The sequence below is a fragment of the Emticicia agri genome, from assembly GCF_004168285.1.
Lineage (GTDB): Bacteria > Bacteroidota > Bacteroidia > Cytophagales > Spirosomataceae > Emticicia > Emticicia agri.
The window spans coordinates 138,106-161,940 of the sequence record NZ_SEWF01000010.1; the positions used below are offsets into that span (position 1 = coordinate 138,106).

Genomic DNA, 23,835 nt, shown 5'->3' on the forward strand with positions numbered 1-23,835 from the left:
TAATCTAAATCCTCCTCAAAACCAAAAATTCCCCTCAAAACCAAGTTTCAAGGGGAATCATCTAAGGGAGGAATATGGGGCTCGAACCCACGACCTTCGGAACCACAATCCGACGCTCTAACCGACTGAGCTAAGACCTCCATCCTGTTTAAGGACTGCAAATGTAACGGCTTTTTATAAAAAATCAAAAAAAATTTGCTCATTTTTGCCCTTACTACTAAATTAGGGATTATGAGCGAGCGAAGAACATCTTTTTTTGATACAAAAATTGAATTCCTGAAGGGGGTTGGTCCAACCAAAGCCGAACTTCTCAATAAGGAACTGAATATCTTCACTTACGGCGATTTAATTGAATATTACCCTTTCCGTCACGAAGACCGTACAGAGTTTCATCGCATCAGTGAACTGAATGAAGCCATGCCCGGTGCCCAAATCAAAGGGCGTTTACGCTCCTGGGAGCGTATGGGTGAAGGCCATAAAGAAAGATTAATTGCTCAGTTTACCGATGGCACGGGCATTATGGAACTGAGTTGGTTTCAGGGTATTACCTTTCTGGAAAAAACCTTGCGTCTGCAAGGTGATTATATCGTATATGGCAAACCTACTTCATTTAATGGCAGATGGCAGATAAGCCACCCCGAAATGGATGTACTTACCGCTGAAAACGAACGGGGCGGATATTTTCAACCCGTGTATTCGCTGACTGATAAAATCCGTAAACGATACGTAGATAGCAAGCAGATAAGTCGTTGGATGAAAACGCTGCTCGAATCTGCTGTACAGCATATTCATGAAACGCTACCAAAACCTCTGGTTCAGAAATTCAGATTGATTTCCAAGCAGGAAGCTATTTACCATATTCATATCCCACTTAATTTTGAAGCACTCAAGCAAGCTAAAAGACGACTGAAATTTGAAGAGTTATTCTACAACCAGTTTCGACTGATTAAGCAGAAATTAATTACCCGGGAAACTTATGCCGGACAGGTTTTTACCAAAACCCAGTTACTGACCGAGTTCTATCAACACCATATACCCTTTGATTTGACAGGGGCGCAGAAAAAGGTAATCCGTGAGATTTTTGAAGATTTGCGTTCGGGAAAACAAATGAACCGCTTATTGCAGGGTGATGTGGGTAGTGGTAAAACCATCGTAGCCTTTATTACTATGTTGTTGGCTATTGATAATAACGCACAGGCGTGTCTCATGGCTCCTACCGAGATTCTATCTGACCAGCACTATACAAACCTTAAACGCTTTGCTGATTTAATAGGTATTAAGATTGCGGAACTGACCGGGTCGGTAGGTAAAAAAGCAAGACGGGCTATCTCTCAGGGATTAGAAGATGGAAGTATTCACATTCTGGTGGGTACACATGCCTTGCTCGAAGACTATGTACAGTTTAAGAATTTAGGTCTATGTATCATTGATGAGCAGCACCGTTTTGGGGTAGCACAAAGGGCCAAATTATGGGAGAAAAACCAGAATTTCAGACCTCATATACTGGTTATGACAGCTACCCCTATCCCCCGTACATTAGCCATGACGCTGTATGGAGATTTAGATGTATCGGTTATTGATGAACTACCCGCAGGACGTAAGCCTATCAAGACTATTCACCGATACGATTCTGACCGCTTGCGGGTATTTGAGTTTCTCAGAAGTGAAATCATGAAAGGCAGGCAGGTCTATGTAGTATATCCGCTGATTGAAGAATCTGAAACCCTTTCTTTCAAAAACCTGATGGATGGGTATGAGAGCATAGCCCGTGCTTTTCCCGAATACGCTTTGAGCATTGTACATGGTAAAATGGGCTGGAAAGAGAAAGATTACGAAATGCAGCGTTTCAAAAATAAAGAAACACAGATATTGGTGGCTACTACAGTGATTGAAGTAGGGGTTGATGTACCCAATGCCTCTGTAATGGTGATAGAAAGTGCCAATCGTTTCGGGCTATCGCAATTGCACCAATTGAGAGGACGGGTTGGGCGAGGTGCCGAGCAATCGTACTGTATTCTGATGACGGAATATAAAATAGGCAAAGAAACCCGCACACGCATAGAAACCATGGTAAGAACCAACAATGGCTTTGAGATTTCGGAGGTTGATTTATCGCTCAGAGGGCCGGGCGATATGGCAGGTACCCAACAAAGCGGCATGTTAGACCTGAAAGTAGCTGACCTGGCCAAAGATGGTGAAATATTGAAATATGCCCGTGAAGCTGCTATGGAGATTTTAGAAAATGACCCCGATATACAAAGTCCGGAAAATGCGCCTATCAGACACCACATTCAGAATCTACGGAATAACGAAACCAACTGGAGCAGAATTAGCTAAATAAACCCATAATTTAATCTACTTCATGAAATATTTTATAGCTGGTTTTTGTTTCTAATTAGAGTATGTTTAAACATTGTTATTCTGACCGAAAAGGACAGGTTTTTTAGCTGGACAAGGCGCATTTTGCAGATGTAGCCAGCAGCTACATCGAAAAAATGCAACGCGGTACAACTAAAAAAGGTGCCTTTGTAGGTCGAATCATAATTTTTAAACATACTCTTAAAACATACCTGAATGCTACAAAAATTTACTATTAAAGTTTTTATTGGCTACTTGTGTATTTTGCTATTAGCACAGCTTTTTTCAGGCTGTATGTCTTTCAGAATGAACAATCGGGAAATGAAAGAATATTTTGCAGGGCATACCATTCCGAAAGAACATCGTATTCATGTATTAGACAAAGACATTAATTATACCGAAATTGGTAACGATTCTCTACCCGTTGCTTTTTTTGTGCATGGTTCGCCGGGTTCGTGGAGTGCCTTTGCAGGTTTTATGAAAGATTCGGTTTTACTACAAAAAGTAAAAATGGTTTCGGTAGATAGAATTGGTTTTGGGTATTCAGACTTTGGGCATGGCGAAAAATCTTTAGCTAAACAGGTGGCTTATCTGAAACCCATTGTGGTTAAATACAAAGCACAAGGAAAAAAAATAATCCTGATAGGGCACTCATTAGGTGGCCCCATTATAGCCAAAATGGCCATAGATTACCCTGAGTTGGTGGATAATCTGATTTTTGTAGCAGGCTCTATCGACCCAACTTTAGAGCCTACCCGTTGGTATCGGTATATAATGGATTTTGTGGGTGTCAGGTATATGATTCCTAAAAGTTTCAGGGCCTCAAACGATGAAATATTGTATCTGAAAGAAGAATTAGAAGAAATGTTGCCTCAATGGCAATCTATCAGGCAGCCCTGCATTGTGATACAAGGCAATAAAGATGTGCTGGTACACCCCAAAAATGCAGCATTTGCCAAAAGAATGTTAGTCAATGCCGAAAGTGTAGAAATATGGCTGAAAGACGACATGAACCATTTTGTTCCGTGGTCGAATCCTGAGTTAATTAATCAGGCCATTTTAAAAAGTATTGCACGATAGTAAAAGCATTGTCAGCAAAACAATAAAGATTTGAATTTTGATAAAAAGCGTTTTCCATGTCCCTTTCCGAGTTATTTAAAATCGTTAAAAAGAATTTTCAGCAAGAACCCCCTTTAGCCGGAGCCTCTGCTCCGGTGAATACTTATACTGCCGAAGTAGCCAAAAAAATGCACGAAATGCTCACAAAGCACGTACCCGCTCATGCAGTAGAGTATTGTTTTACCTTGTGGAAAGAGCAACCCTTTTCTTTTAAAATTACCCGTACACGTAGCACCTGTTTTGGCAATTATACTTTTCGTGACGGACAACATAAAATTACTGTTAATAACGACCTGAGCCACTATGCTTTTGTAATAACCTATATTCATGAAATTGCTCATCAAAGGACTTGGTTAGGTAAATTGCGCCGAAAAATTGAGCCACATGGCAAGGAGTGGAAAAAAAATTTCCAGTTGTTGATGACACCAATCATGAATCCGAACGTTTTTCCTGAAACGATACTTGTTCCGCTCACACATTACATGAGTAATCCGGCGGCATCATCGGTAAGTTATGCGCCATTGGCAAGGGCTTTGCAAGGTTTTGATTTGACCCAACAAAACGGCATTTTGCTGGCAGAAGTTGCCGATAATCAGTGGTTTACCTTTCGTAATGCTGTATTTCAGCGTTTAGAAAAACGTCGCACCCGTGTATTGTGCATGGAGCGTAACAGTAAAAGAAGATATACTATTCTGGCAACCGCAAGGGTCGATTTAGTAGATATATAACAAATGAATGAATCTTTACTTCTCAAATAAAACACTATCTGATCTTATACACACCTCTCTGCAATACGGGAGATGGCTTTTTATTGGGTTAATACTTCCTCAGTTTGTTTGGGCGCAATCGTCGGTATTAAGCAAAGGTACGTGGTACAAAATTGCCACTACGCAAACAGGTATTCATCAAATCAATGCAACTTTTCTGAAAAAAGCAGGAATCGACCTTAGTAAAATTAATCCGCAACATATCCGGCTCTATGGCAATGGGGGTGCTTTGTTACCACAAGCCAATAACCAATCCCGTACGAATGATTTAATAGAAAATGCCATTGAGGTAACGGGGGAAAACGATGGAAAGTTTGATGATAACGATTATATAATTTTCTATGCCGAAAGCCCGCATACGGTGTTTTATGACGAAAACAAACAAAGATTCAGCCATCAGACCAACTATTATTCAGATTCTACTTTCTATTTCCTGACTGTGACAGATACCAAAGGGCTACGTGTTAAAAATGGTACTACTGTGCAGGCATCTCAAAGCGTCAGCACTTTTGATGATTTCAGGTTTCATGAACTTGACCGCAAAAACCTGATAAGTTCGGGAGCAAAAGAATTGAGCGGGTCTGGCAGAGAATGGTATGGAGAAGCTTTTGGCATTAATACTGAACAATCTTTCGACCAGACCATTGAAGGTTTAGTACCCGGATCGGCCGTAAAAATTACTACTTCGGCTGTGGCAACCGCTTATATTTCAACGCAATTGAGCCTGAAACTTAATAATAATAGTGTTGGTAACCTGACATTTGCGCCAATAAGGGCAGGACAATATGATGCTAAAGGGATTTATGACATAAAAGGGATTGAAAATACCTCTACTTTTACCTCAGACATTCCAACCGGAAATGCCCTTAAACTAACTTATACCTACAACAAAGGCAACCAGTCATCGGCTACTGCTTACCTGAATTATTTTGAGATTCAGTCTGAACGTGCTTTGCAATTTTATGAAAAGCAAACGCTGGTAAGGTCGTTAGAAAGCCTCAACAATGCCAGCACACAATTTAAAGTATCACAAGCCCATGCACAATCGAGAATATGGGATGTGAGTCATGCGCAAATACCCGACAATATAGCCTATACCCTGACTGGTACAGAAGCTAACTTTGGCGTAGCTACTCAGGGTATTTTGAAAACATTTGTTTTGTTTTCTGACAAAAATCTTTTAGAACCCCACACTATTCAGTTAATAGCCAATCAGAACCTCCATGAAATAGAAGTGCCTGATTTACTGATTATTACTTTACCCGAATGGAAAGCACACGCAGACAGGTTGGCTGAATTCAGAAGAACAAACGATAAACTATCTGTGGCCGTTGTTACTATTCAGGAAGTGTATAATGAATTTGCCTCCGGCAAGCCGGATATAAGTGCTATCCGTGATTTTGCCCGTTTTTTATGGTTAAAAAACCCCAATAGGTTTAAGTATCTGCTTTTGTTTGGCGATGCCACTTACGATTACAAAAACAATAACCAGTTTTCTTACGTAAACCCGAATTTGTCTATCCCAACTTACGAAAGCCGTGAATCACTGAATCCGATTTTCAGTTTTTCATCTGATGATTACTTCGGATTTCTTGAAAACCATGAGGGTGAATGGGCAGAAAACCATCAGGGGAATCATACAATGGATATTGGAGTAGGCAGGCTCCCGGCTAAATCGGTAGAAGATGCTAAAAACGTAGTAGATAAGCTGATATACTATGCCCGGAACAACAAAACCATTGGTCGTTGGCGGGGGAAAATCAGTTTTGTAGCAGACGATGGCGACGGGAATATTCATCAGGAAGATGCCGACAGAATTGCCGGTTTATTAGATGCACAAGATAAAAACTTGTTTATCAACAAAATTTACGTAGATAATTTCAAGCAAACTTCTACTTCATCAGGCACGATTGCACCCGATGCCAATAAAACCCTGAATAAAGCTGTAAATGAAGGAAGCCTGATAGTGAATTATAGCGGACATGGCGGCCCTGATGGCTGGACAGAAGAGAAAATTCTGACGATAGACCAGATTGAATCATGGAGAAATTTAAGCAATATGCCGTTGTTTCTTACTGCTACTTGCTCTTTCGGTCGTTTTGATGACCCATCGGTAGTATCAGGTGCAGAAATAGCGATGCTGAGCCCGAGAGGTGGAGCCATAGGGTTATTGACTACTACACGTCCTGTTTATTCTTCTACAAACTCATTGCTAAACAACGCATTTTACTCAGCTTTCGTCTTAGAGAAACAGACAGGCAACTGGCGGTTAGGCGATATTTTCAGAAATACCAAAAACAATTCATTAAGTGGTGTCAATAATCGTAACTTTTCATTGTTAGGCGACCCTTCAATGAAACTGGCGTATCCGACAGATAAAGTAACGATTACAAAAATCAATAACCAGAGTCCTGAAAATCAGACTTTAAAAGCATTAGCCAAAGTAAACATAGAAGGAGTTATACAAGAGTCAGGGTCTGATAAATTAAAAGCTGATTTTAATGGATATGTCATTATTTCTGTTTTTGATAAGCCTTCAACCGTAAGTACATTGGGACAAAAGCAAAATACTGAGAAATTTATTTATCAGATTTATCAGAATAAAATTTTTGAAGGGAAAGTAGCTGTAAAAAATGGTGTATTTTCGGTTAATTTCATTGTTCCGAAAGACATTAATTACCAATTAGGACAAGGAAAAATCAATTGTTATGCGGTTCTGGCTGATAGCAGCAGTGATGCCATCGGCAGTTTTGACAGGATTCTGATAGGAGGTAGTGAGGCCTCTGCAAGTACAGATAACAAAGGCCCTGAAATTGAACTATTTATAGATAAAAACAATGTACTGGAAGCTAAAATCTCTGACGAAAGCGGCATTAATTTATCGCAGGCCGGAATCGGGCACGAAATGATTCTCACGCTCAATGACACTTTGCAAATTACTGCTAATCAGTATTTTATGAGTGAAGGGGACTATACAAAAGGCATTCTGAAATATGCTTTCGGTAAGCTACCGGCAGGGGTCTTTACCATTAAATTAAAAATCTGGGACATCTATAATAATTCCTCGGAAGCGTCGTTAGAGTTCATAGTAGAGAACGAAAAGTTCAGGATATTGCAAGCATACAATTACCCTAATCCTTTTCAGGGAGCCACCAGTTTTCTTATTGAACATAATGCTGAGGGTGAAGACATTGAGTTTGAAATCAGGGTTTTTGACAAATCAGGCAGAACAATTTTCGAGAAGTCGGAGTTATGTTATTCATGCCTTAGCACACAGAATATTGGCATGAATATTGACCCTCAAGACCTAACGGTAGGCATATACTTTTACCGGATTTCTGCTAAATTTTTAGACCATAGAATAAAAACTTATGCCTCCGGAAAATTAGTATTTTGGAAGTAACTAAGAAAATCTGTTATATTTGGTGCCTTAAATCAATAGAATCCAATACATATATAATACAAAGTGCCCCATTTTTGGGTAGAATGAAAAAAACGCTCTCATGAAAAGCAAATTATTGGCCGTTTTGGCAAGTTTAGTTTTAATAAATTCTTTTTCGGCTCAAGCACAAGTCTCTGCCTCTACTGAAAAAAGAGTAGTTTCTTCTGCTGTTCCGTTTCTTACTTTTTCCCCGGATTCAAGAGGAGCAGCTTTAGGAGACGCAGGGGTAGCTTCTACACCCGACGCCAACTCCATGTATTGGAATACTGCCAAATTACCTTTCCTTGACCGTAGTCTTGGCTCAACCGTTTCTTATACGCCTTGGTTAAGAGATTTGGTTGACGATATGGGGCTTCTTCATGCAGCTATCTTCAAGAAAGTTGCCAGAGACCAGGTTATTGGTTTATCCATGACTTATTTCAATCAGGGTAATATTGAGTTTACTAACACTTTTGGCGAAAATGTGGGTACTTTCCAGTCAAGAGATTTTAATATTGCTGCCGGATATACCCGTAAACTTAGCAGAGATGTAGCGATGGGTCTCAATCTGAAATATATTCACTCAAACCTCATAGGCTCACAGGTAATCAACAACGTGGCCAGTAAACCGGCCAACACAGTAGCAGGCGATATTTCTTTCTATTATACACAAGACTCTCCAACCATCAGAAACCGTGAAAAAGGCCCTGCGTTTTCGGCAGGTGCCGTGATCCAGAATCTGGGTGGTAAAGTAAATTATGGCAGAGACCGTTATTTTTTACCAACCAATCTTAAATTAGGCGGTAATCTCAACTATAAAGTAGATAACTTTAATCAGTTTAACTTTTTGGTTGACATTAACAAATTACTGGTACCTACGCCTCCATTAAGAGACAATAACGGAAAAATTATTAAAGGTAGAAACCCGTCGGACTTAGGTTCGATTCAGGCAATTTTCTCTTCTTTTAGTGATGCACCTGATGGCTTCAAAGAAGAGCTGAGAGAATTTACAGGTTCTTTAGGGGTAGAATACTGGTATAATAATGTTTTTGCCGTACGTACCGGATATTTTATGCAAAGCAGTTTCAAAGGTGGCGATAAATACGTAACAGCAGGTTTAGGGTTAAGACTAAAAAACAGTTATGGAATTGATTTTGCTTACCTGATTCCGGTTTCACAAGGAAATGCCTTAGCTAATACATGGCGTATTTCTTTGATTTTTGATATGCAATCGAAAAAAGTAAGCGATCCGTCAGAAGAAGCAGCGCAATAATACAGTATATTGATTCGGTAAATAATAGGTAAAAACCTCACAGTTTTAAAAAACTTGTGAGGTTTTTGCGTTTTAGCTTCGTAACTTTACTGTCTCAACCTTATAACTATAAAAAAACTTTGAAACCTGTTCTTAAAAAATCTTTTTACGTTATCCTATTCCTATGCCTTTTTGTTTTTCTCTCTCTTACCACTCAAGCCCAAAAGAAAAACGATAAAATTGAATACCGAATCCATCCGGCTACTTCGTCCATCAAAGTTGATGGGATTCCTGACGAAAGAGCCTGGGCAGAGGCACAATTAGCGACCGATTTTTATCAGGTTTTGCCTATGGATACCAGCAAAGCTTTTGTGAAAACAGAAGTAAAAATGACCTACGATGATAAAAATCTCTATGTACTTTTTATCAATTACGATTATGCCCCCGGCCCTTACATGGTTGAATCGCTGAAACGGGATTTTGCCTTTGGAAAAAACGACAATGACTTATTATTTATAGATACTTTCGACGACCAGACCAATGGGTTTACTTTTGGTGCCAATGCACATGGCGCCCAATGGGATGGATTATTGTATAATGGTAGTGCCGCCAACCTGAGTTGGGAGAACAAATGGACATCGGAAGTGAAGTATGACGATGATAAATGGATATGGGAAGCCGCCATTCCGTTTAAGACCTTACGTTATAAAAAAGGAATTACACGCTGGGGTGTAAACTTTAGCCGCCTTGACTTAAAAACTACTGAAAAATCGGCCTGGGCTCCTGTACCACGGCAGTTTCCTACGGCTTCTCTGGCTTATTGCGCCTCATTAGTGTGGGACCAACCCCCACCGGCAGCAGGTTCTAATATCTCTATTATTCCTTATGTACTGGGGGGCATTAGTGCTAACCAGGAAGCTAAAACACCAACCAAACTGAGAGGAGACATTGGTTTTGATGCCAAAATCGGTCTTACTTCTTCGCTTAATCTTGATTTAACTGTTAATCCTGATTTCTCGCAGGTAGAAGTTGACCAGCAACAGACCAACCTTGACCGATTTGAATTATTGTTTCCTGAAAGAAGACAGTTTTTCTTAGAAAACGGCGATTTGTTTGCCAACTTCGGTTATCAGAATATCCGCCCTTTTTTCTCCAGACGCATAGGCTTAAATGCTCCTATCAACTTTGGGGCAAGGCTTAGTGGTAAACTGAATAAGGACTGGCGTATTGGGTTTATGGATATGCAAACCGGAAAAAACGACATAGGAATACCCGCTCAGAACTTTGGTGTGATAGCCTTGCAACGCCGGATGTTTGCCCGTTCTAACATAGCCGTTATATTTGTCAACAAAGAGACACTCAACTATAGTAAAGTATCTGATGAGGTTATCAAACAGACTAATCTTACCCCATTTAATCGTAATATTGGTATTGAATATAACCTGGCCTCAAAAAACAATGACTGGACTGGCAAGTTCTTATATTTAAACTCTTTCGGGCCTGACACCAAAAACAACGATGCTGTTTTGGCCGGAAATATTCTCTATACCTCTAAAAAATGGGTAACAGGCCTACAGGTAGAGCAGGTAGGTAATACCTATTCGGCAGAAGTAGGTTATGTTCCCCGAATCAATTACAGTAAACTTAATCCACAGGCAGCTTATTTATTCTTTCCAAAGGCCGGAGGGAGTGTCTTGAGTCATGGGCCACAGATAATATTTACTCATTATTTTACCAAAGACTTTTCGGAGGAGACCGAAAATGAGAAGTTTATAGGTTATAAAGTCAATTTCCGCAAAACGAATACTTTATTGGTATGGGCGGCACATAATTATGTAAAGCTGCTTAATGATTTTGACCCTACGAACTATGCAGGTGCGAAATTACTAAAAGGTAGTGAGCATCAATGGAATTCTTTTGGTTTTGATTATGCTTCTAAGCCACAGGCTTTATTGACTTATCTAATCTCTACCCGTTATGGAGGGTATTATGCCAATGGTATACGCTTACGCCTGAATGGAGATATAGGGTATCGTTTCCAGCCTTATGTAGCTATTACGCTGAGTGCCAACTACAACCATCTGGCATTTAAAGAAGACCCTGTTTTACCTAAAGAATTAATAAATAAACAATACAATCTCTGGTTAATAGGTCCTAAAATAGATGTTACCTTTACAAATAAATTGTTTCTGACTAATTTTGTACAATTCAACAACCAGAATAATAACTTTAACATCAATACCCGTTTGCAGTGGCGATATAGCCCGGCATCAGACTTATTTCTGGTTTATACCGACAACTATTTTTCTGATACCTTCAGGGTCAGAAACCGTAGTCTGGTTGTGAAGTTTACCTATTGGTGGAATGTTTAGTTAAAATTTTTTCTTATTCAACCTCTATCACACATGAAAACCTTAGTATTGTTTTTATTTCCTATCTTAACCTTCGCTCAAACCATGCCTTTTCAAATTGAGGGCCATCGTGGTGCACGTGGTCTGCTCCCTGAAAACACCATTCCCTCATTCAAAAAAGCTATTGATTTAGGTGCCCATGTGATTGAGCTGGATGTAGTGATTTCTAAAGATAAAAAAGTGGTTGTATCGCACGATACTTATTTTAACCCTGAGATTACAACAGCCCCTAATGGTGAACCCGTAACGAAAGAAACGCAGGGGAATCTGTACACGATGGATTATAAAGAGATAAAAAAATACGATGTGGGTTTGCGTGGCAACAAGGGTTTCCCGGAGCAGGAAAAAATGAAAACGCATAAACCTTTGTTTAAAGACATGATACGTGAGATTGAAAAATATACCAAACAAAAAGGCTTACCTCCGGTTAAGTATAACGTAGAGATAAAAAGTAATGAAAAAGAAATTGGCAAAACACAGCCGGATTATCCGGAGTTTTCAGACCTCGTTTATAATATTATCGTAAAAGAATTGCCTTTGGAACGTGTAAATATGCAAAGTTTCGATTACAATATTCTGAAATACTGGAATGCCCAGATGCAGGCCGGGAAATACAAAAAAATAGAATTAGCAGTGCTGATAGATCCACGGGCTAATAACGACATTCAGGTAAATTTAGATAAACTGGGCTTTAAGCCTGACATCTGGAGCCCTTATTATACGCAGGTAAATACTGAAAGGGTTAAACAATTACACGACTTAGGCATCAGAGTTATACCCTGGACCGTGAATAAGAGAGAGGAAATGGAGAAAGTAAAAGCTGTGGGTTGTGATGGTGTCATAACCGATTATCCTGACCGTGCAAAGGGCTTATAAAAGCAGCTGATAAATGCTTCAATATCAACACTTTGATTGCTATTAACGAAAACAGGCTTTTTGAGATGGTGTGCAAACAAAGAAATTTATATAATTTAGGCAGTTTTTTAAGCAGACTTTACGAAGCGTGAGCATTTTAAACGACATATTAGGTTTTTTTATCAAGAGACGTATTGAGCGGATTGAGGAGTTTTTACAATATCCTATCGAGACGCAACATCGTATGTTCCATGAACTGATTGAAAATGCCCGCTATACAGAATGGGGATTAAAATACGGCTATGGAAGCATAGAAACCATTAAAGATTTTCAGGAAAGGGTTCCTATTTCTACCTATGAAGAGCTTTTTCCTTACATCGAACGGGTGTTGAAAGGTGAGCAGAATGTGCTTTGGTCTTCAGATATTAAGTGGTTTTCAAAATCATCAGGTACTACCAACTCCCGCAGTAAATTTCTTCCGGTGTCTGAAGAATCGTTGGAAGACTGCCATTACAGAGGCGGCAAAGATATGATGACTTTGTATCTTAATAATCGCCCTGATGCCAAGCTCTACGAAGGGAAAGGTTTATCTATAGGTGGTACCTTGCATAAAAACCCTTATAACCCAAATACACAAGCCGGAGATATTTCGGCAGTGATTACTAAAAACCTGCCAGCCTGGGCAGATTTTATTCGTACACCACCCGTTGATGTAGCCCTGATGGAAAACTGGGAAGAGAAAATGCAACAGATGATTGAAATCTGCTCGCAGGAAAATGTAACCAGTATTTTAGGAGTACCTACCTGGACAGTAGTATTACTCGAAAACATTCTGGAACGAACAGGTAAGAAAAATATGTTGGAGGTGTGGGAGAACTTTGAGGTATTTGTGCATGGGGCTGTTGCCTTTCATCCTTATCGGGAATTATTCCGGACTAAGTTCTTTCCGTCAGATAAAGTAGCTTATTTGGAAACCTATAATGCGTCAGAAGGTTTCTTTGCCATTCAGGACGAATTAGGACGGGTAGGCGAAATGTTATTGATGTTAGATTATGGGGTTTTCTACGAGTTTATTCCAATGGAGGAATGGGAAAAAGACCACCCTAAAACCCTATTACTTGATGAAGTTGAATTAGATAAAAACTATGCCCTGGTGATTTCGACCAATGCAGGTTTGTGGAGGTATAAAATTGGTGATACTGTAAAATTTACTTCCAAATATCCGTTCAGAATTAAAGTAAGTGGCCGTACCAAGCATTTTATTAATGCTTTTGGCGAAGAAGTAGTGATTGAAAACGCTGATATAGCCATTACAGAAGCCTGTAAAGCTACAGGAGCTACAATGGTAGATTATACCGCAGGTCCGGTCTATATGGGCGAAGAAAACAAAGGCGGTCATGAGTGGGTAATCGAGTTTTCAAATCAACCAGAAGACGAAGACGTATTCGTAAAAGTCCTGGACGATACGCTACGTAAGGTAAATTCAGACTACGATGCCAAACGTTATAAAAACATGGCATTATCAGAGCCAAAAGTACATTTTGTTGAAAATGGCACTTTTTATCAGTGGATGTCGAAACGTGGAAAATTAGGCGGGCAAAACAAAGTTCCTCGCCTGAGTAATTCACGCGAATACTTAGATGATATTTTAGAGATGGTAAAAAGCTGATTTTTGAGCATTCTGATAATCATTTTTAAAGCCACTCATTTTTATAATCAGTGGCTTTTCTATTAACTAAAGTCTTATAACCTTAACAGAAGGAATGAAAATCTTACATACGGCTGATTGGCATTTAGGGAAAAGACTGGATAATTATCTGCGTCTCAACGAACAAAAAGAGGTATTAACCGAAATATGCGAGATTGCCGAACGTGAGGCTGTGGACGCTGTAATAGTAGCAGGAGATTTATTCGATAATTTCAATCCATCGTCAGAAGCGATGGAATTATTATATTCTACACTGCATCGGCTTTCTAACAATGGTAGTCGTGCCGTAGTAGCCATTGCAGGCAATCATGATTCACCCGAACGTATTGAAGTACCCGATGCGCTGGCTCGTGCCTGCGGTATTGTGTTTGTAGGTTTTCCGAATTTTATAGTAAAACCTATTAAAACCAGAGCAGGACTGGAAATTACAAGTGTTGACGTAGGTTTCATAGAAATAAAAATACCGGGTTGCGATTTCCCATTACGGGTTTTAGTTACGCCTTATGCCAACGAACAACGTTTAAAGACTTTTTTAGGAATTATAGAAACAGACAATGCCTTACGGGTTCATTTGCAGAATCACTGGCAGGGTTTAGCCGATTTATACCTTGATAACAAGGGCTTTAATCTGCTGGCCTCACATCTGTTTTTTATGAAAAAAGGTGGCGAAATGCCCGAAGAACCTGAAGACGAACGACCTATCTTACATATCGGGGGTGCCTCGGTCATTTATTCAGAAAATATTCCCTCACAAATCCATTATGCGGCTCTTGGGCATCTGCATCGGTATCAGGTAATAGATACAGTTCCTTGTCCGGTTATTTATTCGAGTAGCCCTTTAGCTTATAGTTTTTCAGAAGCCAATCAGACCAAATACGTAATGCTGATAGAAGCAGCCCAAGGCCGTTTGGTTGATTATAAACCCATTGCGCTGACTAAAGGTAAAACATTGCTGAAAAAGAAATTTGAGAATATTGATGAGGCCCTTATCTGGCTTGCTGAAAACCCGGATACATTAATTCAGCTAACCATTGTGTCGGATAAATATCTGGAAGCCAGTGAAAAAAAGCGTTTACTGGACGCACATGACGGGTTGATACAGATTATTCCTGAAATCAAGAATCTGAATGGCATGGACGGCGATGGTAATACTATTGACCTTTCGATGGGGGTTGAAAAGCTTTTTGAAGAGTATTTTAAGAACCGCAAAGGGCAGGAAGTATCTGACGAACTGATGTTATTACTGAAAGAGGTGCTGGCCGAAGGAAATGAACAGTAAATGCTTAAACTTATCTACAAATGATTCCTCAATATCTCACTATAAAAGGGCTGTATTCTTACAAAACTCAGCAGGAAATTGATTTTAACAACCTGACGAGTGCTTCGCTGTTTGGTATCTTCGGCTCGGTAGGAAGTGGCAAATCTTCTGTATTAGAGGCGATTATGTTTGCCCTCTATGGTGATACCGAACGCCTGAATAAATCGGGCGATGAGCGGTATTACAATATGACCAATCTTAGCTCTGATGAATTACTGATTGACTTTACGTGTCTGGCCGGAAAAGAAGATAATAAATACAGATTTGTTGTCAGAGGCAAAAGAAACCGGAGAAACTTTAAGGAAGTAAACATAGAACGGAAGGCTTACCAATGGATGGAAGATAACTGGAGTCCTATTACGACTGACCAGGTAGCCGAGCGTGTAATCGGGTTAAGTTATGAGAATTTCCGTCGGACAGTTATCATCCCACAAGGTAATTTTCAGGAATTTATCGAATTGAAAGGCAAAGAACGGTCGGAGATGATGAAGGTATTATTTGGCCTTGAAAAATTTGATTTGTTTGAAAAAAACAAGCGATTAATAGAGCGCAATAATTCAGAATTACACATAGTAGATGGGCAACTATTGAGTTTAGGAGAAGAAACCCCTGAGGCTATTGAACAAAAAGAGCATGATTTAAAACTGAAAAGGGAATTCAGCAAGAGCATAAATATAGATTTACAGCAACAGCGCAAAGACGAAAAGCAACAGGAAGAACTGCTGAAACTTTTTGCTAATTTAAGCCAAACTACCAACAAATTAGAGAAGCTGAAAGAACAGGAAAAATGGTTTAATCAAAGAGAAGATAAACTGAAACTGTATGAAAAATGTGTCATTCATTTCAAATCCTTGTTTGAGCAAAAGGCTACCAAAGAAACGGATTATAAAAGAGATAAAGCTGAAACAGACAGAAATCAGGCATTATTAGCTCAGAATCAGGTACGCTTGCAAACTATTCTGCATGAATTAAACAACATAAAGCCTGAATATGATAAACGGGAAGAGTACCTGGCTAAAGCTAAAGAATTAGGGATAGTAAAAAACCTGAAAAGTTTAGCTAAAGAGAAAACCATTTTGCAGGATAGAATTGCCAATGGCACAGAGATGCTGAAAACCAAAGAGCAATTCATTCAGGATTTAAGTAATAAAAAAGCCACACAGGAACAAGCGCTTGAAAAGCGGAAGTCGGAACTGAAAGAACAAAAAACTGAAATAAAATTGGATGAAGAATTACTGCATCTGAAAGTACAGAAATCGCTTCAACAATTTGCAGATGCTTTAAAAGATAAGGAGCCTTGTCCGCTATGTGGTTCGGTGCATCATCCTGATGTACTCAATTCAGATGAAGATTTTGATAGTAAAATCAGGCAATTGACTGCAAAAAAAGAAAGTCTCAAAACAGAATTAGAGTCAGCTGAAAATAATATAAAGAAGTTAGGTTTAGAGCTTCAAAAAGAACTTACTGAAAAAACCGACAAATTTGAAAAAGGACTAAACTTACTTACCGAACAATTAGCAGGTTTTGAAGGGCAAAAAACCTCTCTTCTTCAACAATTAACCCTTTTTAACTGGGCAGATTTTGAGGCAAAAGATATGGAAGAGATAGAAACGCAACGCCAGCAGATTGAATACCACACAAAAAAAACGATTGAAACCTTTAACCGCTTAGATGCCGAGCACCGGACGATAGACGGGAGTATTAAAGGCATAGAGGGTAGCCAGAAGACTTTATCAGGCAATCTTGAAAATCATACGAAGGCTTTGGCACTGATTCAACAAGCTATAGCTGAACAGCTAAAAACAGATAATTTTGAATCAGAAGAAGAAGTATTGTCTATATTGAAACAAAACCTTATGATTGACCGGGAACGTAAAGAAATACAGACGTTTCAGACAGATTTACAAGCTACGCAACAAGCCCTGGAACAACTGACTAAAGATACCGAAGGGAAACAATACGAAGCCGAAAAACATCAGTTAATCACAGAAGCTATCAGAATCAACGAAGCAAAGTTTAATGAACTAAAAAAAGAAGAGGGAAGTCTGGAAAAAGAGATTCAGAGCGGGAAAGAAACCCTGAAAAACAAACAAAGATTATTGGTTGAAAAGAAAAGATTAGAAATCAGAAAAGATAATCTGGATACGCTATACAAACTCTTTAAAGCCAATGGGTTTGTAGATTTTGTTTCAAGTATTTATCTCAAAAATCTATCGCACGCAGCCAATGAGCGTTTCCACCGCATGACTCGCCATCAATTGCATTTAGAAGTAAATGCCGATAATGATTTTGAGGTACGAGACTTACTGAATGGCGGCAAAACCCGCTTGCTCAAAACTTTGTCGGGTGGGCAGAAATTCCAGGCGGCTTTATCATTAGCATTGGCATTGGCCGATAATATTCATAACCGGGTACAATCGAGACATAATTTCTTCTTTTTAGATGAAGGTTTCGGCTCATTAGACCGGGAATCTCTTTTGATTGTTTTTGAAACCTTAAAATCGCTTCGTAAAGAAAACCGGATTGTAGGTATCATTTCGCACGTAGACGAATTGCAGCAGGAAATACAGACATTCTTAAAAGTTGAAAATACCGAAGAGGGTAGCAAGGTATCTACCAGTTGGTAATGAGTTTTAGGCACGATTTTAGCAAAGAGGTTAAATGTATCAATAACCCATTCTTAAAAGTCTGTAAGCAGGCTTTTAAACTGCTAAAAATCAATGAAATATTTATTATTACCCTTTATACTGCTATTGAGTTACACGACTTTTTCGCAACAGGATTGTGTATGCTCAAAAAACTTCGATTTTGCCTATCAGAAATTAAAAGATAACTATGCAGGTTGGGCAGATAAGGTCAGACCCGATAATCAGGCTGCTTTCGACCAGCTCTCTGCTGAAATCAAAGAAAAAGCTAAAACTATCACCAACGACCGTGAATGTTATTTTCATCTGAAAAAGTGGTTCGATTTTTTTCAGGACGGCCACGTGTTTATTACGCCTATTACCCCTTATACCATTGACGACAGTCCAGATATAGTGGCTACCCGAGCTGCTAAAGTACCTGTATTGGCTTTTAATGAAACCAGCTTTATGCAATACCTGAAAGAAAACGAGAGTGGTCTGACTAATGCAGAAGGTATCTGGGAAAGCGATGATAAAGCTTATAGGATAGGAATAGTGAAAGATAAAAAAGACCCGAAGAAATATACCGGTTTTTTACTGGCCGACAGAGATGCGGCCTGGAAAACAGGTAAGGTAAAATTTGAAATGAATCAGATTTCTCCTCTGCGGTATGTAACTACTTATTACTATGCTGATTTTTCGACAGAAACCAGTTTTACAAGAGAAGTAAAGAATTTTCTGATTATGGAAAACCTCTACAAGTTTGCAAAGGTATTTCCGATTCCTAAAGAAGAAGTAAGTGACGAAGATATAAAACAACGAATTGTTGATTTTAGAATTGAGCAATTAGATAGCGAGACTGCTTTGTTTGTACTACCTCCGTTCACACTGGTAAATGGCCCTGAATATATTAAGGAGATGATTAGCAGCAATAAGCAAATCTTAGATAATTCGCCAAACCTGATTATTGACTTACGCAATAACCCCGGTGGCGACGATGCAGCTTATGAATCATTATTCCCTTATATCAATACCAGTAGCATTGTACGAAAAGGGGGAGTATTCAGGTCAACTTTTGAAAATACCGTTTCTGTCAGACATGAATTAGAAGCTATTCAGAGCTATCCGGCGTATAAAGAGCGTCTTTCACCTAAATTACAACAGGTATTACAACTCATGCAAGCCAATAGTGGAAAGTTTATTAATGGCCCCGATAAAGAATTTCGGTTGACGAGTATAGCACCCAATCCTAAAAAAGTGGCTTTTCTTGTCAATAAAAATACTGCCAGCACAGCAGAGCAGTTTATTTTAGAAGCCAAACAAAGTAAGAAAACGATTGTTTTCGGCGAAAATACGAAAGGTTTAGCTGATTATATTGAAGTAAGAGACTGGGGCATGCCTTGTTATGGCTGGCGGGTGGCTTTTGCCTTAGCCAAAAGTGCACGTTTGCCGCAGAACCCTATTAATAATGTAGGTATCGCTCCCGATGTTAAAATCAGTGAAAAAGAAGCAGATTGGGTTGAATTTGTCAGGAACTATTTGAAAAAGTAAGTAAAATGCCCACTCCTTAAAGTGGGCATTTCCTTTTTAATTCGCTAATCCTTCTCTGATATTTTTCAGAATCTCGGTTCCTCCCTGAGCCAGTACACTTTCGGCTACCTTTATTCCTAATCCTTCCGGGTCATCTACAGTGCTTTCTTCTATTACTTTAATCTGTTTTTTTCCGTCTAAACTAATCAATCCGGCTGTCATTTTCAGATGAAGTCCACCATGCTCATTCTCTTCAAGTGTAACATTTCCAAATGATGGAATTGAACAGCCGCCTTGCAGTTTTTTCAGATAGGCTCTTTCTGCTAATAAACATTTTTCAGTCTGGGCATCGTTGATTAAAAGCTTTATCATCATTCTTTTCTCCTCTTCCAACGCTTTTGCTGCTTCTATAGCCACACAGCCCTGCCCTACCGGAGGCACAAATTCAGCTACTGAAAGATGTTCTACAATTAAATCGTCATACTGCATGCGGTGTACTCCTGCAAAGGCTAATAATAAGGCATCACATTGGTTTTCTTCCAGTTTACGTAGGCGTGTCTGTAAATTACCCCGCATATCTACTATTTTAATATGCGGATAGTAATATTTAAGCATCGCTACTCTACGGGTTGACGACGTACCCACCACGAAACTTTCGCCACTTTGTAATGATAAATTTTTATTGAAACTTACCATGACATCATTTACCTGTTCACGCTCGGTAAAGGCAATAATTTCTAAATCTGAAGCTAATTCAGATTGTAAGTCTTTGGCCGAATGAACGGCTATATCTATTTCTCCTGTGCGAAGCTGGTCTTCTAATTCTTCTGTAAAAACTCCTTTACTGCCAATTTTTGATAAAGAACGGTCAAGTATCTTATCGCCTTTGGTTTCTATAATTACAATTTCTGTATCTACTCCTTTAGCTTTTAGTTTTTCTTCTATATAATATGCCTGCCATAAAGCTAATTTGCTCCCACGAGTCCCGATTTTTATTTTCATACACATTCGTCCGTTTATCCTTTCATCATTAATCTTGCTATGATTAGCGATATATCTAAAAACACTATTTTGGCTCTGACGTTTCGCTCAATATGGTAATGCGATTCGCTGAGTACTTCTGTAATCTGCTCTAAATTGTTAAGGTTAATAGCTGCCGAGAATTTCTGTACAAAAATCAGTTCGTCGTTCTCTAACCTGATAAGCGATTGCCCTCCATTGCGGTACAAAAATATTTCTCTGAATATACTCAAACCATATTCTAATATCCCTTTTTGGTGTTCTTTGCTTTTAGCATCAAACTCATCGGCCATCGGTACCAATTTCTGTAGATTCAAGGCATAGCACATCCGCATCCAGTTAGCAAACCAGGCATGGTCACTATCTTCTGACTTATCAACAATCTCTAAAGCCCTGTGCATATTGCCCTCTGACAAAAACGCAACCTGTCTGGCTCTTTCCTGCGAAAAGTCCTGATACCTTGACAGGTATTGAATGATTTCAGGTTCTGAAAAATTCCTGACAGCTACTCTCTGGGTGCGGGAAATAATAGTAGTCAGCAAACGTTCCATGCTACTCACTACCAACAAAAACAAAGTCTGTTCAGGTGGTTCTTCTAAAATTTTCAGCAAAGCGTTGGCAGTAGTATTGTGCAGACATTCTGCCTGCCAGATAATCACAATTTTATAACCGCCTTCGTATGATTTCAACGAAAGTTTCTGAATAAGTTGTCGGGCTTCTTCAGCAGGTATATTACCTTGTTTCACACCGATTTTTTCGAGCCAGTCAGATAAATTACCAAAAGGTGTCTCCTTTACAAAATCACGCCATTGGGGCATAAAGTTTTCAGAGAGTACACTTTTACCACCTGCTGTCGGGAATAGATAGCTAACATCAGGATGTGCCAGTTTACTCATTTTTATACAACTCGGACATCTGCCACACGCATCATCTGCCTGTTTATCTTCGCAGTTGACATAGGTGGCATAAGCCAATGCTAATGCCAGATTAGCTGTTCCTTCTTTCCCATGAAATAACTGGGCATGCGCCACATGATTATTGGTTATGGTACCAATAAGCGACTGTTTAATATCCGGAAGACCTGTAATTTCACGAAAAAGCATAGGGCAAAGTTAATACTTTATCACCAAATAGAAGACTCTGTATCGTGAATGTGTTGAAGAATTTGCAGGTCCGCATTTGTTAACTGCTTATCACGCCTTTTCATGGTTTCTTTAATGACATGAATGGCTTTATCGAAACGGTAAAGCGCATAGCCGGAATCTGCCCCACCCCATTTGAATGAACGGACGTGTTTATCCTGAAATCCGGCACCAAAAATATTGCTGCTTACGCCTGCTACTGTGCCTGTATTAAACATGGTACTGATACCTGCTTTGGTATAGTCGCCCATGAAAAGCCCACAGAACAGCTCGCCACTTTTTTCTAACTGATTGGTAACGTAACTATAAAGCTTGACATCTGAATAATCGTTTTTCAGGTTAGAATTATTGGTATTTGCTCCAAGGTTACACCATTCGCCTATGACCGAATTGCCCAAAAAACCATCATGCGCTTTATTGCTATAAGCTGATAATATAGAATTGCCTACCTCTCCCCCTGCTCTGCAAAATGGCCCGAGTGTAGTATTTGCCCGCATTTTACTTCCCCAGGCTACAATACTGCCTTCATCGGCTGAAAAAGGCCCGATGATAATGGCGCCTTCGTGAATAGTAGCATTTTTACCGATATACACAGGGCCGTTTTCAGCATTGATAATAACTGCTTTAATACTGGCACCTTCTTCAACAAAAACATTTTCGGGCGCATATACACGTGTAAAGGGGTCCTGAATAGTCTGTGAAGCTCTGTCTTTGGTAATGAGTGTAAAATCGGCTTTTATCTGCTCTCCGTTTTTCAGGTAAATATCCGGCAGGTTTTGTATGATTGTTGGTTGAGCAACTGCTTTTTTATCATTAAATTGTCTATAATCAATCGGAAAATTTAATGTTTTTGTGGTTTTAATAGCAATGGTTATGTCTCCTGCTATCAACCGTTCCCCTTCGTTTAATTGTTGAATCTCTGTCAGAATTTTTGAATCAGGGCAAACACTTCCGTTAATGTAAATATTATTATCTGTAGAGATATGGGTGAATTTCTCTTGTAGGTATTGTTCGGTCAGGTAAGAAATTTTAACACCTAATACTTTTTCCCATTTTTGGCCGATCGTCAGAATCCCACATCTGATTCCGGCCACAGGTTTGGTAAACGTAAAGGGTTTCAATTGATTTCTTAATTGAAAATCATCAAAAGCAATGTAGTTCATCTTATTTTCTTTAGTTTTTCCTGCGGTAAAGATAAATAAAGTTTTCCCTTCATCTAAATTTTGTTGCCCAGTGCAACGAAATCTTATACCTTTGAATATACTTGACTACCCTTCAATTTAGCTTATATACGTATGAAAAAGATAGTAGTTTTCGGCTCAACAGGTTTATTAGGCAAACCCGTAACTCAGGCACTGATAGAAGCAGGTTTTGCTGTTACGGTGATGGTAAGAAATGAAAATTTGGCCAAAAAACTTTTCCCGAAAGCTACCATTATCAAAGGTGATTTAAAGAATGAATCAGACGTTGAAAAGGCAATTGCCGGACAAGAGGGTATTTTTCTAAGCCTGTCTGTATTACAAACCGAAAAAGAAAATGAGTGGCATACAGAACAGCAAGGCTTAGATACTATTATAAAAATTGCCAGAACCCAGCAGATTAAACGCATAGGATACCTTTCTTCTTTGGTACATCTTTATCAAGGCATGAATGGCTTTGACTGGTGGGTATTCAGAATCAAACAGGAGGCTGTCAGGAAAATCAAAGAATCGGGTATAGCTTATACTATTTTCTATCCTTCCACTTTTATGGAAAGTATTGCTTATCAGGCAAGACAGGGAGATATGATAGCCTTAGGTGGGAAATCAGCATATCCTCTCTACTATATTGCAGCCGAAGATTATGCCCAACAAGTAGCCAATTCTTTTAAGATTCTCCATGATGAAAACAAAGATTACATAGTACAAGGCCCCGAAGCCTTTACGCAGGATGAAGCGGCTAAGGTTTTCATTAAATATTACACTAAAGAGAAACTCCGTACCCTATGGGCACCTATGTTTTTAATGAAAATTATGGGTTTATTTACACAAAAGTTTAACTACGGTTACCACATTGTAACGGCTCTGAATAAATACCCTGAAAAGTTTGAAGCATCTCAGACATGGGAGGAATTGGGCAAACCTACTATTACACTTAAAGCATTTGCTGAGAAAATCGGAGAAAGGTAAACCAAACAAGTAGAATAAGATAATTCAGAAAAGAGAAAATCCCCTAATAAGAAGGGGATTTCTACCTTTAATTACAATTTATTTTACTTTAACTAAAACACTAAGAAACTGTTTGAGTTAATCTTATTGAATTAAAAAAGTC

At 39.1% G+C, this 23,835-nt stretch carries 15 protein-coding genes and 1 tRNA gene; 12 read left to right on the forward strand and 4 right to left on the reverse strand.

Features of this window, described 5'->3' with window-relative positions; all coding sequences use genetic code 11:
- Positions 1–65: 65 nt before the first annotated feature.
- A tRNA-His gene (locus EWM59_RS09115) sits at positions 66–141 on the reverse strand.
- 90 nt (positions 142–231) lie between these two features.
- Here EWM59_RS09115 and recG point away from each other — a divergent pair.
- The 11 genes from recG (at position 232) to EWM59_RS09170 (ending at position 19,384) form a co-directional block, all read left to right on the forward strand.
- Positions 232–2,337 carry an ATP-dependent DNA helicase RecG gene (gene recG / locus EWM59_RS09120; protein WP_130020697.1) on the forward strand — a complete coding sequence of 702 codons (2,106 nt, stop codon included), beginning with the start codon at positions 232–234 and terminating at the stop codon, positions 2,335–2,337.
- Between the two features lie 237 nt (positions 2,338–2,574).
- On the forward strand, positions 2,575–3,438 hold the full coding sequence (locus tag EWM59_RS09125) for an alpha/beta fold hydrolase (protein ID WP_130020655.1): 864 nt from the start codon (positions 2,575–2,577) through the stop codon (positions 3,436–3,438).
- A 56-nt stretch (positions 3,439–3,494) separates the two neighbouring features.
- Positions 3,495–4,205, forward strand: a complete 711-nt coding sequence (locus EWM59_RS09130; protein WP_130020656.1) for a SprT-like domain-containing protein — start codon at positions 3,495–3,497, stop codon at positions 4,203–4,205.
- A gap of 7 nt (positions 4,206–4,212) precedes the next feature.
- Positions 4,213–7,647 carry a type IX secretion system sortase PorU gene (gene porU / locus EWM59_RS09135; protein ID WP_130020657.1) on the forward strand — a complete coding sequence of 1,145 codons (3,435 nt, stop codon included), beginning with the start codon at positions 4,213–4,215 and terminating at the stop codon, positions 7,645–7,647.
- Positions 7,648–7,747: 100 nt separating this feature from the next.
- On the forward strand, positions 7,748–8,938 hold the full coding sequence (gene porV / locus EWM59_RS09140; protein ID WP_130020658.1) for a type IX secretion system outer membrane channel protein PorV: 1,191 nt from the start codon (positions 7,748–7,750) through the stop codon (positions 8,936–8,938).
- A 119-nt stretch (positions 8,939–9,057) separates the two neighbouring features.
- Entirely contained in the window at positions 9,058–11,289 is a 2,232-nt protein-coding gene (locus EWM59_RS09145; protein ID WP_207219960.1) for a carbohydrate binding family 9 domain-containing protein, read from the forward strand.
- 33 nt (positions 11,290–11,322) lie between these two features.
- Positions 11,323–12,204 carry a glycerophosphodiester phosphodiesterase family protein gene (locus EWM59_RS09150; protein WP_130020659.1) on the forward strand — a complete coding sequence of 294 codons (882 nt, stop codon included), beginning with the start codon at positions 11,323–11,325 and terminating at the stop codon, positions 12,202–12,204.
- 127 nt (positions 12,205–12,331) lie between these two features.
- Complete coding sequence (locus EWM59_RS09155) at positions 12,332–13,852, forward strand: GH3 auxin-responsive promoter family protein (RefSeq protein ID WP_130020660.1); 1,521 nt, start codon at positions 12,332–12,334, stop codon at positions 13,850–13,852.
- Positions 13,853–13,946: 94 nt separating this feature from the next.
- Complete coding sequence (locus EWM59_RS09160) at positions 13,947–15,170, forward strand: metallophosphoesterase family protein (RefSeq protein WP_130020661.1); 1,224 nt, start codon at positions 13,947–13,949, stop codon at positions 15,168–15,170.
- 20 nt (positions 15,171–15,190) lie between these two features.
- Positions 15,191–17,836, forward strand: a complete 2,646-nt coding sequence (locus EWM59_RS09165) for an SbcC/MukB-like Walker B domain-containing protein (protein WP_130020662.1) — start codon at positions 15,191–15,193, stop codon at positions 17,834–17,836.
- Positions 17,837–17,929: 93 nt separating this feature from the next.
- Complete coding sequence (locus EWM59_RS09170) at positions 17,930–19,384, forward strand: S41 family peptidase (protein WP_130020663.1); 1,455 nt, start codon at positions 17,930–17,932, stop codon at positions 19,382–19,384.
- Between the two features lie 36 nt (positions 19,385–19,420).
- On the opposite strand, the gene hemC is transcribed toward EWM59_RS09170, so the two are convergent.
- The 3 genes from hemC to EWM59_RS09185 are packed head-to-tail and all read right to left on the reverse strand — an operon-like array spanning position 19,421 to position 22,688.
- Positions 19,421–20,365, reverse strand: coding sequence for a hydroxymethylbilane synthase (gene hemC, locus EWM59_RS09175; protein ID WP_130020664.1), 945 nt, complete (start codon positions 20,363–20,365; stop codon positions 19,421–19,423).
- A 14-nt stretch (positions 20,366–20,379) separates the two neighbouring features.
- Positions 20,380–21,486 carry a DNA polymerase III subunit delta' gene (holB, locus tag EWM59_RS09180; protein WP_130020665.1) on the reverse strand — a complete coding sequence of 369 codons (1,107 nt, stop codon included), beginning with the start codon at positions 21,484–21,486 and terminating at the stop codon, positions 20,380–20,382.
- 20 nt (positions 21,487–21,506) lie between these two features.
- Positions 21,507–22,688 (reverse strand): putative sugar nucleotidyl transferase, encoded by a 1,182-nt coding sequence (locus EWM59_RS09185; protein ID WP_130020666.1) that lies wholly within the window; start codon positions 22,686–22,688, stop codon positions 21,507–21,509.
- Positions 22,689–22,820: 132 nt separating this feature from the next.
- On the opposite strand from EWM59_RS09185, the gene EWM59_RS09190 reads away from it, so the two are divergent.
- Complete coding sequence (locus tag EWM59_RS09190) at positions 22,821–23,693, forward strand: SDR family oxidoreductase (RefSeq protein ID WP_130020667.1); 873 nt, start codon at positions 22,821–22,823, stop codon at positions 23,691–23,693.
- Positions 23,694–23,835: the final 142 nt, after the last annotated feature.

Coding starts and splice junctions, on each gene's coding strand:
- EWM59_RS09125 (WP_130020655.1), top strand. CDS start 2,575: ATGCTACAAAAATTTACTATTAAAGTTTTTATTGGCTACTTGTGTATT.
- EWM59_RS09160 (WP_130020661.1), top strand. CDS start 13,947: ATGAAAATCTTACATACGGCTGATTGGCATTTAGGGAAAAGACTGGAT.
- EWM59_RS09185 (WP_130020666.1), bottom strand. CDS start 22,688: ATGAACTACATTGCTTTTGATGATTTTCAATTAAGAAATCAATTGAAA.
- porU (WP_130020657.1), top strand. CDS start 4,213: ATGAATCTTTACTTCTCAAATAAAACACTATCTGATCTTATACACACC.
- porV (WP_130020658.1), top strand. CDS start 7,748: ATGAAAAGCAAATTATTGGCCGTTTTGGCAAGTTTAGTTTTAATAAAT.
- EWM59_RS09165 (WP_130020662.1), top strand. CDS start 15,191: ATGATTCCTCAATATCTCACTATAAAAGGGCTGTATTCTTACAAAACT.
- EWM59_RS09130 (WP_130020656.1), top strand. CDS start 3,495: ATGTCCCTTTCCGAGTTATTTAAAATCGTTAAAAAGAATTTTCAGCAA.
- recG (WP_130020697.1), top strand. CDS start 232: ATGAGCGAGCGAAGAACATCTTTTTTTGATACAAAAATTGAATTCCTG.
- holB (WP_130020665.1), bottom strand. CDS start 21,486: ATGCTTTTTCGTGAAATTACAGGTCTTCCGGATATTAAACAGTCGCTT.
- hemC (WP_130020664.1), bottom strand. CDS start 20,365: ATGAAAATAAAAATCGGGACTCGTGGGAGCAAATTAGCTTTATGGCAG.
- EWM59_RS09150 (WP_130020659.1), top strand. CDS start 11,323: ATGAAAACCTTAGTATTGTTTTTATTTCCTATCTTAACCTTCGCTCAA.
- EWM59_RS09190 (WP_130020667.1), top strand. CDS start 22,821: ATGAAAAAGATAGTAGTTTTCGGCTCAACAGGTTTATTAGGCAAACCC.
- EWM59_RS09170 (WP_130020663.1), top strand. CDS start 17,930: ATGAAATATTTATTATTACCCTTTATACTGCTATTGAGTTACACGACT.